This window comes from Methylobacterium sp. A54F, assembly GCF_053346035.1.
This window is the reverse complement of record NZ_JBKFBF010000004.1, coordinates 222,506-239,588: the sequence shown is the minus strand read 5'-3', so window position 1 is coordinate 239,588 and position 17,083 is coordinate 222,506. Positions and strand designations below refer to the sequence as shown.

Genomic DNA, 17,083 nt, shown 5'->3' with positions numbered 1-17,083 from the left:
CGACGCTTCTTTGACGCGCGGCCTCATCGACGCTCGAGCGCGTGGGTGATGCGGCGCGCGGCGCCCGCTTCCGGCACCGCCTGGACCGCGTAGACGAGGTTCTGGCGCGCGCCCTCGCGCAGGAAGTACGCCCGGGCGCCGTCGTCGAGCGCGGTCGGCGGCAGCGACGCCGCGCGCAGCTCCGGCCCGACCTCGATCCGGCCGCCGGGTGCCGCGGGGCGGAAGGCGAGGCCGCACAGCTCGGGCGTGAGGCGGCTCGGGCGCAGCCGCGCCTCCGATTCTGCCGGCACCGGGCGGCGCTCGGGTGGATCGGCCCCGAAGGCGACCCGCCGGCAGGAGGAGCGGGCGGGCGCGACGAGCTCGTCGACGAGGACGCCAGATCCGGGCGTGGCCTCGGCCCGGGCCGCCGGCAGCTCGGTGCCGCCTTGCCCGCCCGCCAGCGGGCGAGGATCGGCCGCCGCGGGCGCCGGCGCCTCGGCGGCGGGCGGTCGCGGATAGACGGCTGCAAGCGCGACGCCTGCGAGGCCGAGGGCGAGGCCGCCTGCGGCAAGCCCGGCGCCGCGCCGCCGCAACGGCGGGCGCGGCGCCGGGCCTGCTGTGGGGACTTCGGGCGCCGCGAGGGCGTCGAGTGCCGCGGTCACGGAGGTTGCCGGCAGGAGACGCGGCGGGCTCGCGCCGCCGAGGGCCTCGATGGCGCGCACGGCCTCGGCGCGTTCGGGGCCCTCCGGCAGCAGCACCGCGCAGGCGGGCCGCGACGGGCCGGTGAGCAGCGCGCGAGACCGCTCGATCTTGTCGAGCAGGGCGTAGTCGCCCGGCAGCACCGCGAGATCGAGATCGACCGCACCCGTCGCCCAGAGCACGCAATCCGCCTCGCCAGGCTCCGCGACCAGGCGATGCCCCCGCGCCAGGAGGCCGTGCGCCAGGCAGACCGGCACCTCCCAGGAGCGGCCGGCATCGAAGGAGCCGGACAGGCGCAGTTCGTGCGGGGCTGCCGTTCCGGTGAGACCGGCGAGCGGCCCCCCCGGGGCGGCGAGCCGTGCGTAGTCGCCCGACCAGGGCAGCGGCCTGTAATCGCCCTGCGCGAAGGCAGCCGACGCCGGGAGGCCCTGGCGGACCTTGAGCGAGCGCACCACGAGCAGGCCGCCCGTGGTCGGCACCACGATCAGGATCGCGGCCGGCCTCGGCGCTCCCGCGCTCACAACAGGAAGACCGCCGAGGCCGGGTCGCGCAGGAGCTGCCCGAGCCTGTCGGCCTCGGGCGCGGCCGGGTCCAGGGCGATCACGATCGCGCCCTCGACCGGCTCCGGAAGCGCGAGCCGCACCACCTCCCCGCCGAGGCTCACCTCCAGCGCCCGCGTCGGCCGGCCCTCGCCCCCGCGGATGACGAGGAGCGGCGGGGCATCGTCGTCGGCGGGCACCACCTCGAGGACGAAGGGCCCGACCCTGCGTGCGGCGAGGGCGCCGTCCGAGGCGGCGATGGCCAGCGGGGCGTGGGCCACGGCCTGCGCGCCGAGCAGCGTGCGGTAGCGCCGCGCGGCCTCGGGATCGCTGCGGATCGCGCGCGCGACCTCGAGATCCACCGGGGCGCCGGCCTCGCGCACGGCATGGGCCCAGAGCGCCGCCGCAGAGGGCCGCGCGGCGGCGGGTGCGGGCGCGCCCACCAGCGCGCGGGCCGCGTGGATCTCGGCGAGCAGGCGCGCCGCCTCGCTCACGCCGCCGCCTCGTCCGCGTAGGCCGCCGAGAGGGTCTCGGCGAAGACGGAGCGGTCGGCCGCGAAGGCGGCCGCCAGCGGACGCTGCCGCCCCAGCGCATCGAGGGACCGCTCCAGGCGGCCGACCTCGGCGGCGAGGCGCAGGAGCGCGGCGTCCGCCGCGGCGAAGCCCGCCTCGACCCGCGCGCGATCGTCGAAGCCCGCCCGGCGCACCCGCTTCAGGTCGGCCTCCGCCGCCGCGAGCGCCGCGCGGACCTCGGGCGAGAGATCGTCGGCGGCGGCGAGCCGAAGGGCCGCCGCGATGCGCAGCATCCGCCCGAGATGGGCCGACAGCGCCCCGGCGCGGGCCGCCAGATCCTCGTAGCTCTCCGCCTCCGCGCAGGCTGCGCGCTCGGCGAGGCCGGCCCCGCCGCCACCGCGGCGCAGGCGGTTCGCGAGGCCGGCCTGGACGCGCCCGAAGCTCACCGCGCGCAGGCTGGTGAGCGGGCGCGTGCGGTGGAACGGGTCGAGGCGCAGGAGGTCGGCGAGGTCGTCCCGCTCCGCGCCCGTGAGGATCTTGAGCCCGTCCGGCAGGTCGGCGAGGAGGTCCGCGAGCCCCTCCGCCGGCTCGGCGGCGGCGAGATCCGCGAGGGAAGCGTCGAGGCGCTCCTCCCAGCCCGCCACCGCGTCGAGGGAGGCGGCCGACCCGAGGCTCGCGAGGCTGCCCACAAGGTGTCCGGCCACCTCGAAGGTGACGAAGTGCTCCGCGACCGTGCGGAAGCCCGGCCGCTCCTCGCCCGCCGCCATCACGCCTTGCCAGAACGCGACGATGTCGTCGTCCGTGAAGGCGGTGCGGCCGTCGAGATGGGCGAGGATCGCCCGGAAGCGCCGCTCATAGGGTGCGAGGGGCAGGTGGGCGTTGCGGTAGGCCGAAAGCTGGCGCGCGAGGCGCTTGCCCAGCAGCTCGGCCGCGGCGGCACCAGGGGCGGCCACGAGCTCGTCGAACCAGCCCGACACCGTGGCGAAGGACGCGAGGTCGTCGGCGGTCAGCAGAAACTCGCCGACGGCGAGCAGGCGCGCGAGCCCGGCCCAGGTGCAGTGCCAGTCCCGTTCGGCCGGGAGCACGAGGCCGCGCGCGTCCGTGGCGGCGGCCTCCGCCTGCGCGTCGGCGAAGCGGGCGGCGGCTGCGCCCGGCCTGGCGAGCCGGGGGTCGAGGACGAGGGTGACGAGGTCGCGGCCCTCGCGCGCCCGGGTGAGCGCAGCTAGGGCGGCGAGCGCGTGGGCGAGTTCCCAGAGCGGCTTGTCGCGGTTCGGCCGCACGCCGCCCGTCACGACCCGGATGAGCCACGCTCGATCCTCACGCGTCAGGTCGCGCCCCTCGCCGACATTGGCGAGGTCGGCCGCGCAGCGTTCATCGTAGCCCCCGATGAGTCGCCCCCCATGGTTTGCTTCACGCGCCCGAAGGCCCAGCCCACCGATAAACTTTACGTGACCCTCCGTCATCCCCCCTACAACTCCCACGTGAGCTGCTCTCCTCCCAACGATGGGCGGCCAGAGCAGATCTCGCACGCTCAGCGGACAGTGATGCGCGCGGTCGCCTCCGTCACGCCGGGCACGCGGCGGATCCTGTCGAGCAGATCGAGCACGTCGGCGGGCTGAAGGAGGCGCGCCTCCGCGTCGACGGCGGGGGCGGCGTCGAGCCAGCGCGCCGCCAGCTCGGGCGGCAGCCCGCCCTCGACCCCGAAGCAGGAGAACAAGTTCTCGAAGGGCTCGCCGGCCACGATCTCGTCCAGCCCGTAGCCGCGCGGATAGCGCCGGGCCGTCCCCGGGGGGAGGGGTGCCTCAGTGGCCGCGTTGCCCCGCACGGGCAGCGCCACGAACGCGGTCTCGTCTGGGGCCAGAACCCAGCAGTAGAGGCTCTGGCGCGCCTTCGCCTCGATCCGCATCTCCAGGCGCTCGCCCCGCGCGAAGGGCGCCGCGGTGGCCGAGACCGCGAGCCGGGACCCGTCGGTCGGGGCGGTGGCCGCCACGTGGTCGAGGAAGGGGCGCGGTGTCGGGTCGCAGCCGAGGCCCTCGATGCCGATGCGGCGACGCCCGGTCGGGGCGACGACGGCCCCGTCGCGCTGGAATTCCAGCTCCATCCAGGACTGACGGCCTTGGTCGGTGAGGAAGCGCCCGCGCGCCGTGAGGCCGGCGGCGGGGCAGGTCGTGCCGGGGGGCTGGCGCCGCACCTCCAGGCGCCCGCCCCTCAGGACGCGGTTCGGCGCGCGCGCCTCCGCGTCGAGCGCGATCACGAGGCGGTCAGTGAGGACCCCCGCGCAGGAAGAGTGCCCCCCATCGGTGGCAAAGGGACAGATGTCGACGCGGCCCGCGTTCGGCACCGCGGCGTCGAGCGCCCGGACCGCGCCCTCCATCACGGCGTCGACGTCCGAGACGCCCGGCCCGGTGCGGATCGGCAGGACCACGAGCTCGCTCGTCGCCTTGCAGTCGGCCGCCCTGGTGATGGCCTGGAGGCGGAAGGCGGCGGTGTCGCCCGCGCGCCGGGCGTCCACCAGGAAGACGCTGGCGTCGCCCGCGAAGGCCGCGCGGATCTGCGCCTCGGCCTCGGTGGCCGCGAGGCCCGTGGTGCCCTCGCGCAGGGCCTTGATACGCACGACGTCGGCGGCGGCGGCGAGGCGCGCGCGGCCGGTGGCCTGGAGGCGAGTCTCGGCCGCGAGGCGCACCTCCTCGGCCTGCTCGCGCGAGAACGCGGTCTGCCCCGGGTCGAGGCCGACGACGGCAAGGGTGAGGGCCGACCGCCCGGCGCAGGCCACCACGGCGTCGAGGAAGGGGGTCAGCGCCGCGGTGCCGGGATCGGCGCGGGCCGGCGACGAGGCCGAGAGGAGCGCCGAGAAGAGCGCGACGCGGAGCAGGGTCGGGGCGGCCCGCAGCGCCCGCGGAGTCCTGCTCATTCGACCTCGTTGGCGCGCGCGTACTGGTCGAGCGCGCGCACGAACACGGGGTTGAAGCGGCCGTCGACGGCACCGGGGTAGTAGTCCGCCTGCTTCACCGCCTTCTGGACCTCCCGGATCGTCTCGGGCTTCAGCTTCTGGGCCGCGGTGTCGGTCGCCGAGACCGAGGCCGCGCCGAGCTCGCCCCGCTTCAGGGCTCGCATTACCATGTCGGCGGAGCGCACGCCGGGGAAGAAGCGCGCGAAGCCGTTGTCGATGAGCGTCGCCATGGTGGCCATGGCGACGGGGTCGCCCCGGTCGGCGGCCTGCCGGAACAGGTCGAAGCCCTGCCGCAGGTCCTTCGGGAAGCCGTAGGCGCCGGTCGCGTAGTGGGGCACGAGCTTCGAGATCGAGGCGACGTCGCCGCCCTCCACCGCGCGCTTGTAGAGGCCGACAGCCTGCGCCTCGTCCTTGGGGACGCCGTTGCCGTACTCGAGCATGCGCGCCGCATTGGCGAGGGCCACCACGTTGCCACCCTCGCCGGCCTGCCGGTAGAGCCGGAGCGCCTCGGCCTGCGAGCGCTTCACGCCCTGGCCGTTCTCGTAGAGGGTGGCGAGGTTGTTCATCGCCGAGATGCTGCCAGCCTTGGCGGCCTGATCGTAGGCGGCGAAGGCCTCCCGGTAGCGGTCCGCGCGGTCATAGGCCCGGCCGAGCTGGTAGGCGAGGCGGCGCAGCTTCGGGTAGGCCTCCGCCGCCGCCCGACAGGCTTCGATGGCCGAGGCGGATTCGATGCGCCCCAGCTTCACCCCCTCGACGCTTCTCGGCCGGTCTGGATCGTCCGTTCCGGCGGCCAGCGCGTCGCAGCGCTGGACCCGCGGGTCGCCCGCGGGATCCGAGCCGCCGAGGTAGCCGAGGGCGAGCCTGCGGTAGGCGCAGACTGCGCCGCAGCTGTCGAGGTAGGCCTGATACTGCCGCGCGGTGCCGAACTTCGCCCAGTTCGCCTGGTCGAGGGCCGCGGCGTCCTGCTGGCGGCCGGCGAGGAGCCGGTCCATGGCCTGGGCGCGGTAGGCGCAGGTCGGCCCGCAGGTGCCGACGTAAGTCTCGAAGGCCGCCTGGGTGCCGAGCGCCTCCGCCCGGCGCCACGCCGCCTCGTCGCGCACCTGCGCGACGCCGCCCGCGATGGCCGGGACCGGGGCCGTGGCCTTAATGACGATCGGCGCGTCGTCCACCTCCGGCACCTGCTCGCGCCCGCTCATCCGGCGCGCCGCCTCCGCCACCTCGCGGCGCAGGTAGGCCTTGAGCGCGGGCCAGTGGACGTCGCCGCCCGCCTCCTCGGCAAGCCCGGAAACCCCCATCAGGAACCGGCTGGTGAGGAGGCCGAGCCGGTTTGCCGCGTCCCAGTTCGCGGGCGTCGCCCCCGAGGTCGCGACGATCCTCACGATCCCCGCCTCGGCTTTCGGCCTGGCCGGTGCGAAGCCGGGGGCCGAGACCGCGAGCAGGCTCTCGCCCTTGCGGCCGGTCTCGCCGGTGAAGCAGGCGTCCACCATCACCACGAGCTGGCGCTCGGGGCCAATCTTGCGCTTCACGAGATCGAGGTTGCGGTAGAGCGTCTCGAGGGCGAAGCCGCTCTCGCCCAGGTTCGGGTTGCCGTCCTGGGGCAGCAGGAACGGCTGCCGGGTGGACAGGTCCGGCACGCCGTGGCCCGAATAGTACACGAACACGTTCGAGCGGCCCTCGCGCACGCTGCGCCACAGGCGCCCGGATTGCGGGTTCCGCTCGGTGCCGAAGACCTGGTTGAATTCGTTCAGCGTCGCGTCCTTGAGGACGAAGACATTGGCCTCGCGGTAGCCGAGGCGCTGGACGAGGTAGTCGCGCATCGCGTCGGCGTCGTTGTGCGCGTAGTCGACGGGCACGGTCTGCTTGTAGTCTCGGTTGCCGATCACCACCGCGACCGAGTCGCCGTTGTCGGCGAAGGAGGCTGGTTCAGCGGCCCAGGCCGCGTCGGCGCATCGGAGACAGGCGAAGGCGACCAGCACGAGGAACAGCGGCCAACCGCCTCGGAAGCGCGATCGTGCACGACGAGCCGACACCGTGGCGGGGGTCACCATGCGCCACTCCTTGTAGGGTGCCGGCGCGACCGGGTCCCGCCGCCGGCTTCTCCGGACGGGGGCCGGAATAGTCGGCCGGGAGCGGCGACACAATGCCGGCCGCGATCCCGGGACCTACGCGCTCACATCCGGTCGATGAGCGCGAAGACCAGGCCGAGGGCCGCGAGGTGCAGGGGATAGAGCCGGACGAGCAGCATGCCGCTTCGCCTCAGCGCAGGTAGAGGCCGCGGCCACAGCGGCGCACGCGGCGGGCCTCGACGTAGCCGGTGTAGCGGTTGAACACCTCCACCGTGCGGTAGACGCAGTAGCGGCCCGAGTCGTGACCGTTGTAGTAGACGCCGCCGTTGTCGAGATCGACGCCGATGAATTCCTGGTTGCCGCGCGGCGCGGCCGTCCCGGACGCTTCCTGTGCCAGGGCGGGATGCCCCGCGCCGATCAGGCTGCCGGCCACGAGCACGAAGATCATCGTCTTGGTCATGTCCCGTCTCCCACGGGCGGTCCGTTCCGCCCTCGGAAGACGCATGGGTCGGGCAGAGCCGAATTTGCGAGCGCCGATCCGCCGCGGGCTGGATCTGGCCGAAACCGCAATGACTGGCGCCGAACCGGCCTGCCCGAAAAGCGGGCTGCCGGATACCGGCCCTGTCGACGGCCTTGTCAGCGCGCAGCCCGTCGTTGGCGCTTCCTGTGCGCAGTCGCCTGCTGGTCGTCCGGCAACTCGGGGGGGAGGGGCGTGCGATCCATCCGGCCCGAGATGGGGGGACGAAACCAACTGCTTATTGCGTTCCATTCCCCACGCGGACGCTCGATCGCCGACGCGGATCGTCGGCGAGTTCGTCATCTCTTCGCAGGGCATCGCACGGAGAGCTTGTTTCCGTCCGGGTCGCGAAGATACGCCACGAAGGAGCCGTTCGGACGTTCGCCGGGTGCACTCTCGATCGCGGTGCCACCATGAGCGACGCCGGCTTCGTGCCAGGCGAGAACGTGATCGCGGCTCGCCGCCGCGATGCCGATCGTCCCACCGTTGGCGGACGTCGCCGGATTGCCGTCGATCGGCTTCGTGATCATGAACCGCCCGCCGTCATGGGCGTAGATCAACCGGCCCCTGGCATCCATCTCTCCGGGCTTGCCGCCCAACGCGCCGAATGTGGCATCGTAGAAGTCTCGGGCCCGCGTGAGATCGTTGCTGCCGATCATGACGTGCGTGAACATGGTTCCTCCACTTGGGTGTCGAAGACCGTCGCTGCCTTGATGGCGCGACGGTCAGAGAGGTTGCGCCTCTCCGTGACGTGGTCCGCCCGCGACGCGGCTTCGACCTTACAGGTCTGATCGCCGGGGATGCGAGGCGTTGGGCAGCGGAATTCAACCGAGGGCGGCATCCAAACCCATCTGCCAGAAATCGGCCTCCAGGCGGGAGGCGGCGGCGAAGGTTGCCACGAGGTCGGGCAGGCGGGCTTCCGTGAACGCACGGGCGGCGAGATCGTCCAGATGGCGGCGCGCCCGCGTCGCGACGGCTTGGTAGGGCTCGCCCGCGTATTCCGCGATCCATTCGCGGTACGGGTTGCCTTCGAGCGCCTCAACGCCCTGCGGGGCCAGGGCACGGCCGATGACTGCGTAGCCGACGACGCACGGTGCCAGTGCGACATGCAGGTCGAGCAGGTCGCCGGCTGCCCCTTGATCCAGCACGAAGCGCGTGTAGGCGACCGTCGCGGGGTGCTCTGGCGTGGCGGCCAGATCCTCCGCGCCGATGCCCCAGCGTGCGCAGAGGCGGATGTGCAGATCCGTTTCATCGAGGATGGCGGAGAGGCCAGCCTGCGCAACACGGATGTCGGCCGGTGTCCGGCTCTTGTAGGCGGCGAGGGCATAAGCCCGCGCGAACTGGATCAGGAAGAGGTAATCCTGCACGAGGTAGGCGCGGAACGCCGCCTCGGGCAGGGTGCCTGCGCCGAGTTGGCGGACGAAGGCGTGGTCGACGTAACGGGTCCAATCGTCGACAGCGGACGACTGCAGGCGTTCGAATACGTCCATGCCCTCTAGAGCCTTCTTGCACGAGCGATGCGCGCCAGCACCATGGGTGGTCGCCGGCGTTCCTCGGGCGAACGGTTCATCCGAGCCGCGCCGGCCGGTCAAGCGGCCGCATGGCGCAGCGTCCCGCCCTGGGGTCTGTTGCGTCTGCTGGGCGGCGAGGCGGCCGGATGAGCTCACGGACTCTTACCCGCGCGCTGGGAAGCGCGCCTTCCCGGCCGCTACGGGGCCTCCACTTGCTGCTCGACCCCGGGGATCGCCGTTGATGTCGCACCGAGCCCGATCGGCTTTCCGCGCCGCCGTCGAGGGCGCTGCCGCCTTCGTTGCAGCCTGCAACCGGCTTCGCTTGCCCGGAACGCGCAACCCCTTCGTGGTCGGCGTTCACGCGCCGATGCGAGAGGAGCTGACGCTCACCGACTTGCCCGTGATCGGCGCGATCCCGTCCGGGCTCGACGGCCTCTACCTCAAGATGGGGGCCAACCCCGTCCGTCCGGCGACGCGGGGCCACGACTGGTTCCTCGGCGACGGCATGGTGCACGGGCTTGCGATCGAGGGCGGCAAGGCGCTGTGGTATCGCAACCGCTGGATCGGTTCGCGCTCGGCTGCCGCTGCGCTCGGCCGGCCTGCCGCGCCCGGACCGCGGCGGGGCGACAATGACACCGTCAACACCAACGTCGTCACCATCGGTGGCCGGATCTTCGCCGTGGTGGAGGCCGGCAGCTTCCCGGTCGAACTCTCGCGGACCCTGGAGGCGCAGCGCTACAACCCGTTCGACGGGACGCTCGCCGGATCCTTCACCGGGCACCCGCACCGCGACCCGCTCACCGGCGAGACCCACGCCATCGCCTATGACGGCCGCGTCTGGGACAGCATCCGGCACGTCATCGTCGCGCCGACCGGGCAGGTCGTGCGGGACGTGCCGATCGCGGTCGAGCACGGTCCCTGCATCCACGACTGCGCCATCACGGAGCGCTTCGCGATCGTGCTGGATCTGCCCGTGACGTTCTCGCTGCGGGCCCTGCTCGCCGGGTATCGCTTCCCGTTCCGCTGGAACCCTGATCACAGGGCTCGCGTGGGTTTGCTTCCCCGTCGAGGCGAGCCCGCCGACATCGCCTGGTGCGAGGTCGAGCCCTGCTTCGTGTTTCACGCCGCCAACGCCTACGACGACGCGGACGGGCGGGTGATCCTCGATGTGGTCGCCTACGAGACGGTGTTCGCCTCGGCCGGGGGCGGGCTCGACGCGCCGGGCCGGCTCGAACGCTGGACGCTGGACCCATCGGCCAAGCGGGTCGAGCGCCGGGTGATCGATCCCGCGGCGCAGGAGTTCCCCCGCATCGATGAGCGGCTGTTCGGGCAGCGCCACCGGTACGTCTACACGGTCAGCGTTCCGCCCGACGGCAACACGCAACTGGCCGGTGCCACGCAACTCTACAAGCACGACCTGACGACGGGCACGCGCCGCGTGCATGAGTTCGGTGCCGATCGCGTCCCGGGCGAGTTCGTCTTCGTGCCGGCGCATGCCGGGGCCGGCGAGGACGAGGGGTGGCTCGTCGGGCTCGTCATCGACACCGCGCGCGACACGACGGACTTCGCCGTCCTCGACGCGCGATCGTTCGAGGCGCAGCCCGTCGCCAGCGTCCGCCTCGATCACCGGATCCCGCCGGGCTTCCACGGCAACTGGTTCCCGACACGAGGGATGGCCGACCCGGGTGTCCTCGGGGATCCTGTCGGAGCGAGCCCCTGAGGCGTAAGCCGTGGACGGGGCCATCGGCAAACGGTCCCGCACGGAACCTTCCCCCCGGGCTTGCCGGCGATGCGTGCCTCAGGCGGCGGTCCAGCCGATCACCGCCGTCAGGGGGTCGCCGGAGCGTCCCTCTGGCGCCATGACGCGGATCTCGATGCGGGCGAAGCCGGCCCGGCGCAGATACAGGCTCACGAGTTGCGCGTGTCCTGCACCGTCGAGGGCGCTCCAGATGGCCACCGCCTTGGTGGGGAAGCAGCGGTTCGAGAAGCTGATGACCGCCGGGGCGCCGGGGCGCAGCACGCGCGCGACCTCGGACAGGACAGCGACCGGTCGCTCAAGGTACTGCACCGAGACGCAGACCAGGGCGGCATCGGCGCAGGCCGTGTCGAGGGGGAGGTCCGGGTCGGCGTTGAGGTCCTGCACGAAATGCCGGGTCAGGCGCGGGTTGGCGGCGAGCTCCGCCGCGTTCAGGCCGTGACCGATGACGCCGGCGTAGGCGACCTCGTCGGGCAGGTGGCTGACCCAGCTCGACATGAGGTCGAGGACGACGCCACCCGCCGGGACGACCGTCCTGTACAGGCCGGTCACGGCCGCGATCGCGGCGGCGTCGATATGGGTCACGAACCGGGGCTGGGCGTAGAACAGGGGATCGGGACCGGAATCGTGCTTGGCGAACGCTTCCCGTGGCAGTTCCGGGAGATCCTGAGTCATCGTCGGATATGCCTCAGAGTGTTCTGATAGACTTGGCACTGTCCGCGGCCGCTTGGCCGGCCCGGAACACCCCCTGATTACGTGAAAGGCTGCCAGCCCCCAATCCGGCGGCCGTGCGGCAAAGCACGGCATGCCGTTCAGAAAGAAATAACGTTCCGGCGATGCGAGGTGCAGACCAATCGACTCGAACGGTGGTCGCTTAAGGATCCTCGGACACACTCCGCCTCGTCGCCACGAGGGCACTCATGCCGCTTTCCTATCGTGCAAGGCTTCGCCGCGATCTTCAGCGCTGGCAGGAGCGCGGCCTGATCCTTCCCGAGCAAGCCGAGCGCATCGCTGCCGATGCGCTCACGCCGCGAGGCCTCGGGCACCTCCAGGCGCTGCTCGCTCTGTGCATCCTCCTGCTTGCCGCACCCGCGATCATCGCCTTCGTGGCGGCGAACTGGGCAGCGATGTCACCTGCCTGGCGCATGGCCGTTCTCTTCCTGGGTAACGCTGCGGCGGTGCTCGCAACCTACGTCGCTGCACGGCGACAGGCGCCCGGCTCGTCCGGTCCGTCGCGCGGCCTCGCGGACGGGCTGGCGACCCTGTCCCTCGTCTTCGCAGCGGGCACGCTCGCGCTGGTCGGACAAACCTTCCACCTGCCGGCGGATCCACGCGGCTTTGCCGGAACTGTTTCAGCGCTCGGGTTGGCCACCGCGCTCGTCACGCGCTCCGGAGGCGCAACCCTCATCGCCTGCGCTGCACTGGCCGCGGCCGATACCGGCATTTTGGGAATCGGTCCCACCGGCGTGGAAGCCCTGCGCACGGGCTGGAGCGGCTTCTGGCTCGTCGGTCCCTGCCTGTTCCTCGCCAGCCTCGCGGGTTGGCTGCCGGCGCGGGAGGCGACGCTGCTCCTGCTCCTCCTCGTGCTGACGAACCACCTCGGCGTCGCATCGAGCGGCCTTCCCTTCCTCGTCCCTCCGGATCGTGTCCTCATGGTCGCGGCGCTGGCCCTCGCGCTGGGCCACGGGCTGGCCGCGGCCTCGGCGGGTACACCGGCGACAGCAGGGGCGGGCGGTTGGGCTGCGCGCTTGCGAGAGGGCGGCGAGGCCCTCAGCCGGGCGGCCGCAGGTTTGTGCCTCGTCGGCATCCTCATCGTCGCGCTTCACACGCTCGGGTTCGGGGGCGCCAAGCCCGGCGTGATGACCCTGCCGGCCTTCGCAGCCCTCGCGCTCGCCGCTCTCCTCCTCGTTCGCCATCGCCTCGACGGACGCGGCCCGTTGCCACTCGCCGACCTTCTCGTGCTCGGCGCATCCGGCCTCGGACTGCTGACCTGGCTCCTCGCCGGGACGGTCCGGGGACCGTCACCGATCCTTACGGTCTGGGGCGGCATCGTGCCCGCGCTCACGCTAGTGGTGGCCGGCCACCTGGAGGAGCGCCGCGGCTTGTTCGGTTGGAGCCTGACGCTGTGCGCGGGGCTCACGCTCGGCATGCTCGCGTTCTCTCACAGCCTCATCACCTTCTCCGGCAACCTGCTGGTCTGCGCGCTTCTCGTTGCGATGACACTGGCGGCCTGCCGCTGGGCCGATCGCCGCCTGATCGGAGAATCCGCGTGAGACGCTACCTCCTTCCGGTCGCCTTCGTCGCATTGCTGGCAGTTCAGGTCCTGCCCTCCGCCACGCTGGCATGGCAGCAGACGCAGCGGCTGCAGCAGGGACGCCCGGTGCGCCTCGCCGTCGAGACGCGCGACCCGCGCGACCTGTTTCGTGGCGAGTACAGCGTGCTCGCCTACGAGATCGGCCGGCCCCAGGGGATTGCGGCGGCGACGATCCCGGCCGGCTGCGATCTCGTGAGCCGCGAGAGTTGCCGCCTGGACGGCGGCCGCCAAGTCTTCGTCCGCCTCGCGGCCGACGCCGAGGGCATACACCGCGCAGTCGAGGTGCAGTTCGAGCCGCCCGCGGGCCGGGATCTGTTCGTGGCCGGCCGGCTCGGTTCCGGAGCGCTGGTTCGCCGAGGCGCTCCGGTAAACGTTCGGCCCGGCGCCAACGTCCGCGCCTCCGAACCGGCAACTTGCGAGCACGCGGCTTGCCTGAGCGGGGCCGTCACCTACGGGATCGAACACTGGTACGGGCCGCAGGGGGTGCCCGCCAAGCTCGACCGGACGGCCCGCAAGGACATCCTCGTCGAAGCCCGCGTTGCGAATGACGGAGTTGCGGTGCTCGACGGGATTCTGATCGCCGGGCAGTCCTTCGCCAGGACCGCTCGCCTGTGGTGAGGCGTGAGCCTGAAATGCCGTGCTCGCGTCACTCCGCTCCCGCCGCGGCGGACCGCGTGCGGGCGGCCTGAGCCATCAGGATGAACTCGCGGGTCGTGGGGTATCCCTTGTCGCTCGTGAAGATCCGGACCTGAGGTGTCTCGGCCCACACGATTGAGGTCGGAGCCTCGACCGGGCCGCCCCGGAGACGCCGCGGCAGTCCCTGGAACCGGATCGCTCTCGTCAGTTCCGTCAACGTCATCGCTGGCCTGCAAATCGCTCTGGAGAACGCATTCTGCCACGACCATCAGCGATTGCATTCAGCATTTTTTAATCGCCTGGATACGGATGACGGTCACAATCGCCCAGTTATGACGCGTCATCCCCTTCTCATCGCAGTGCTTTCCGGGATCCTCGCCGCTGCCCTCTTCCTGGTGGCCAGCGAGATCCTGAGCCGGTGAGGCGCGACGGCCACTATGGGGCTGAGCCCGGCGCGGGGATTAGCCCGGGTCAATACATGGGCGTGCCACCGGTCACCGGGACGAGCGCACCGCTCATGTAGCTGCCTTCGCGCGAGGCGAGCAGCACGTAGGCCGGGGCGAGCTCGGCCGGCTGGCCGGCCCGGCCGAGCGGCGTCTCCGCGCCCAAATCCGCCAGTTGCTCGGGGGTCTTGGCGATCGGCTGGATCGGCGTCCAGATCGGGCCAGGCGCCACGCAGTTCACCCGGATGCCCTGCGGCGCCAGCATGTTCGAGAGGCCGATGGTCAGGCTCGCGATCGCCCCCTTCGTCGCCGCGTAGATCAGCATGCTCTTGTCGGCGACCTTGGCCTGCTGGCTTGTCGAGTTCACGATGGCCCCGCCCGGCTTCATGTGCGGCACGGCCGCCTGGACGAGGTAGTACATCGCGAAGACGTTGGCGCGGAACGCCCCCTCGAGGTCTTCGGCGGTGACGTCGTCGAGCCCGTCGTTGATCGTCTGTGCGGCCGCATTGTTGACGAGGATGTCGAGCCGGCCGAACTCCTTGACCGTCCGTTCGACGAGGGAGCGGCAATGCGCCTCGTCCCGCAGGTCGCCCGGCAGCAGCAGGGCTCGCCGGCCGGCCTTTTCGATCCAGCGAGCCGTGTCCTCGGCGTCGGACTGCTCCGCCGCGAGATAGGAGATGGCCACATCGGCGCCTTCGCGCGCATAGGCGATGGCAACGGCACGGCCGATACCGGAATCGCCGCCGGTGATCAGCGCGACGCAGCCCGACAGCAGGTTCTTGCCGACATAGCTGTCCTCGCCATGGTCCGGCGCGGGCGTCATCTTGGAAGTCAGTCCCGGGCGAGGCTGCTGCTGGTCGCCGGGGAAGGGCGGCTTCGGCCCTGCTTCACGCGGATCTCCGGTCATGCATCGTCCTCCGAGTCCAACAGTCACATAGTCTGCGGCGCCGGAGCGCCAGGGCCTGATCCAATCGGTCACAGGCGCGACCCGCTCCGCTACAAGGAGGCCTCGGAGATCGATCGAAGGTCTGGGCGGCGCATGTCCGCGACCTGTCCGCCGTCCGGCCGCCCTGGACAGCGCATCGGCCGCGGCCGCCGATCACCGGTAGGCTGCCGCCTGCAGCTCGAACAACTCGGCGTAGCGCCCACCGTTGCGGACCAGTTCCTCGTGCGTGCCGGTCTCCCGCACCCGCCCTTCCCCGAGCACGACGATCCGGTCGGCGCGACGCACGCTCGAGAAGCGATGCGAGATCAGGAGCGCCGTGCGCCCGACCGCGAGCGCGCGCAGGCGGGCAAACACCTCCGCTTCGGCGCGGGCGTCCAGCGCCGCGGTCGGCTCGTCCAGCACCAGCACCTCGGCCTCGCGCATGTAGGCGCGCGCGATCGCAAATTTCTGCCACTCGCCGCCGGACAGATCGACCCCGTCCTCGAAGCGTCGCCCCAGCCGCTGGCCATAGCCCGCCGGCAGCCGCGTCACCACGCCGTCGGCCAGGGCGCGCGCCGCCGCGTCCTCGATGCGGGACGCATCCGCGCGCGCCTCCATGCGCCCGACCGCGATGTTCTCGGCCGCCGTGAGGTCGAAGCGAACGAAGTCCTGGAAGATCACGCCGATGCGCGTTCGCAGGACGTCCGGATCATAGTCGCGCAGGTCCCGCCCATCGAGCAGGATGCGCCCCTCTGTCGGGTCGTAGAGCCGCGCCAGGAGCTTGACGATCGTGGTCTTGCCGCTGCCGTTCTCGCCCACCAGCGCCACGACCTCGCCGGCCGGGATCGTGAGCGAGAGGTCGCGCACCGCCCAGCGCTCCGCACCGGGGTAGCGGTAGCCGACCGCCTCGAACACGAAGCCTTCGCGGATCGGCGTCGGAAACGGCGCGGGATGCTCGGGCGCGCGAAGGTTGGGAGCGAGCGCGAGGAAGGAGAACAGGTCGTCGAGGTATTGCGCCTGGCCCGAGAGCTGGGAGAGGCCGAGCAGCAGCCCCTCGACGAGGCCGCGCAGGCGCAGGAAGGCGCCCGTCAGGAACGTGAGGTCGCCGAGCGTGAGCGTGCCGGTGGCCGTGCGCAGCGCGATCACGAGGTAGGCGAGATAGTAGGCGAGCGTGCCGAGGGTGGCGAAGAGCCCGCCCGCGAAGGCCCGGCGCAGCGCAAGGCGGGTGTTCTCGCGGAGCGCGCGGTCGGCGAGCGACCCGAAGCGCTCGGCGAGGTAGCCGCTGAGGCCGAACAGCTTGACCTCCTTGGCGCTCTCGGCCCCGGCCCCGAGCTGGCGCATGTAGTCGCCCTCGCGCCGCTCCGGCGAGCGGCGGTAAGCGAGCCGATAGCCCTGCCGGTTGAAGTGGATCTCGTTGAGGAAGGCCGGGATCAGGGCGAGCACGAGCAGCACGACGAGCCAGGGCAGGAACGCGACGACTGCCACCGCGAGCGAGACGGCCGTGAGGCCGTCCTGGAGCTGGCCGAGCAGTTGCCCCATCGGGTTTGCGCGCCAGGCGACTTGGCGCCGGGCGCGCTCCAGCCCGTCCTGCACGGCCGGGTCCTCGAACTGAGCGAGATCGAGCGTGGCGGCGTGCGCCATCAGGCGGAGCGTGGTGGCGTTGCCGGTCATCTCGGCCAGCACGCCGTCGACGAGGCTCGTCGCGCGCCCGAGGAGATCGGAGGCGAGCGCGAGCGCGAGCTCGATCCCGACCAGCAGTGCCACATGCTGAAGAAGCGGACTGGCGAGCCAGGCCGAGGCGCTCGCGGGCAGGGTCCCGTCGGCCCGCCCGCTCACGACCGTGTCGACGACGAGCTTCGCGACGTAGAGCATCAGCGCAGGTACCGCCGCGCGAGCGAGGCGGAGCCCGACGCTGAGGAGCGTCAGGGCGCGGTTCGTCGACCAGGCGAGCCGGAACAGGGCCGGCAGGTGCCGCAGCGGCCCGATCCGTGCCGCGGCGGAGCTGCGAAGCCTCTCGGTCGCTGATGGCTGCAAATCGATCGGCGCGCAGTTCGCGCGCTCCCTGGGGTTCGGAGGAAGTGCCATGCATCCCGCGCTGGGTCGCTCAGGCGTTCCGGGCGGGTGAGGGCGCGCCACGATTGTACCCGCGATCCGATGCCGTCTGATACAGGGCAGCCTGACCGTCCTCGGCCAGCGAGAGGCGATCGTCGAGACACTGCGTGCATCGCTGTTCGCG

At 72.2% G+C, this 17,083-nt stretch carries 14 protein-coding genes; 3 read left to right on the top strand and 11 right to left on the bottom strand.

Annotation, left to right across the window (positions count from 1 at the left end):
• Positions 1-23: 23 nt before the first annotated feature.
• From ACLBXP_RS09200 to ACLBXP_RS09165, 8 genes are all read right to left on the bottom strand, one after another.
• Entirely contained in the window at positions 24-1,199 is a 1,176-nt protein-coding gene (locus ACLBXP_RS09200) for a hypothetical protein (protein WP_447667336.1), read from the bottom strand.
• A complete protein-coding gene (locus ACLBXP_RS09195; protein WP_447667335.1) occupies positions 1,196-1,711 on the bottom strand; it encodes a hypothetical protein in 516 nt (171 codons plus the stop codon). The genes ACLBXP_RS09200 and ACLBXP_RS09195 overlap by 4 nt, the downstream gene beginning before the upstream one ends.
• Complete coding sequence (locus ACLBXP_RS09190; protein WP_447667334.1) at positions 1,708-3,192, bottom strand: hypothetical protein; 1,485 nt, start codon at positions 3,190-3,192, stop codon at positions 1,708-1,710. Before ACLBXP_RS09190 ends, ACLBXP_RS09195 begins: the two co-directional genes overlap by 4 nt.
• Positions 3,193-3,260: 68 nt before the next feature.
• Positions 3,261-4,640: a hypothetical protein gene (locus ACLBXP_RS09185; RefSeq protein WP_447667333.1), complete on the bottom strand. Its 1,380-nt coding sequence runs from the start codon at positions 4,638-4,640 to the stop codon at positions 3,261-3,263.
• Positions 4,637-6,727, bottom strand: coding sequence for a caspase family protein (locus ACLBXP_RS09180; protein ID WP_447667332.1), 2,091 nt, complete (start codon positions 6,725-6,727; stop codon positions 4,637-4,639). The genes ACLBXP_RS09185 and ACLBXP_RS09180 overlap by 4 nt, the downstream gene beginning before the upstream one ends.
• 208 nt (positions 6,728-6,935) lie before the next feature.
• The gene (locus ACLBXP_RS09175; RefSeq protein ID WP_447667331.1) at positions 6,936-7,205 is read right to left on the bottom strand and encodes a hypothetical protein; all 270 of its coding nucleotides are present in this window, start codon (positions 7,203-7,205) and stop codon (positions 6,936-6,938) included.
• Between the two features lie 356 nt (positions 7,206-7,561).
• On the bottom strand, positions 7,562-7,936 hold the full coding sequence (locus ACLBXP_RS09170) for a VOC family protein (protein ID WP_447667330.1): 375 nt from the start codon (positions 7,934-7,936) through the stop codon (positions 7,562-7,564).
• A gap of 150 nt (positions 7,937-8,086) precedes the next feature.
• Positions 8,087-8,752, bottom strand: a complete 666-nt coding sequence (locus tag ACLBXP_RS09165) for a TenA family protein (protein ID WP_447667329.1) — start codon at positions 8,750-8,752, stop codon at positions 8,087-8,089.
• Positions 8,753-9,014: 262 nt separating this feature from the next.
• On the opposite strand from ACLBXP_RS09165, the gene ACLBXP_RS09160 reads away from it, so the two are divergent.
• A complete protein-coding gene (locus ACLBXP_RS09160) occupies positions 9,015-10,493 on the top strand; it encodes an 8'-apo-carotenoid 13,14-cleaving dioxygenase (protein WP_447667328.1) in 1,479 nt (492 codons plus the stop codon).
• A gap of 78 nt (positions 10,494-10,571) precedes the next feature.
• Here the strand turns inward: ACLBXP_RS09160 and ACLBXP_RS09155 are convergent, their stop codons facing one another.
• A complete protein-coding gene (locus tag ACLBXP_RS09155; protein WP_447667327.1) occupies positions 10,572-11,204 on the bottom strand; it encodes a class I SAM-dependent methyltransferase in 633 nt (210 codons plus the stop codon).
• Between the two features lie 245 nt (positions 11,205-11,449).
• Between ACLBXP_RS09155 and ACLBXP_RS09150 the strand changes: the two genes are divergently transcribed.
• Both ACLBXP_RS09150 and ACLBXP_RS09145 read left to right on the top strand, forming a co-directional pair.
• The gene (locus ACLBXP_RS09150) at positions 11,450-12,802 is read left to right on the top strand and encodes a DUF2157 domain-containing protein (RefSeq protein WP_447667326.1); all 1,353 of its coding nucleotides are present in this window, start codon (positions 11,450-11,452) and stop codon (positions 12,800-12,802) included.
• The gene (locus ACLBXP_RS09145) at positions 12,799-13,461 is read left to right on the top strand and encodes a GDYXXLXY domain-containing protein (RefSeq protein ID WP_447667325.1); all 663 of its coding nucleotides are present in this window, start codon (positions 12,799-12,801) and stop codon (positions 13,459-13,461) included. The genes ACLBXP_RS09150 and ACLBXP_RS09145 overlap by 4 nt, the downstream gene beginning before the upstream one ends.
• Positions 13,462-13,950: 489 nt before the next feature.
• Here the strand turns inward: ACLBXP_RS09145 and ACLBXP_RS09140 are convergent, their stop codons facing one another.
• Both ACLBXP_RS09140 and ACLBXP_RS09135 read right to left on the bottom strand, forming a co-directional pair.
• A complete protein-coding gene (locus tag ACLBXP_RS09140; protein ID WP_447667324.1) occupies positions 13,951-14,829 on the bottom strand; it encodes an SDR family oxidoreductase in 879 nt (292 codons plus the stop codon).
• 192 nt (positions 14,830-15,021) lie between these two features.
• Positions 15,022-16,881, bottom strand: coding sequence for an ABC transporter ATP-binding protein (locus ACLBXP_RS09135; protein ID WP_447667323.1), 1,860 nt, complete (start codon positions 16,879-16,881; stop codon positions 15,022-15,024).
• Between the last annotated feature and the right edge of the window lie 202 nt (positions 16,882-17,083).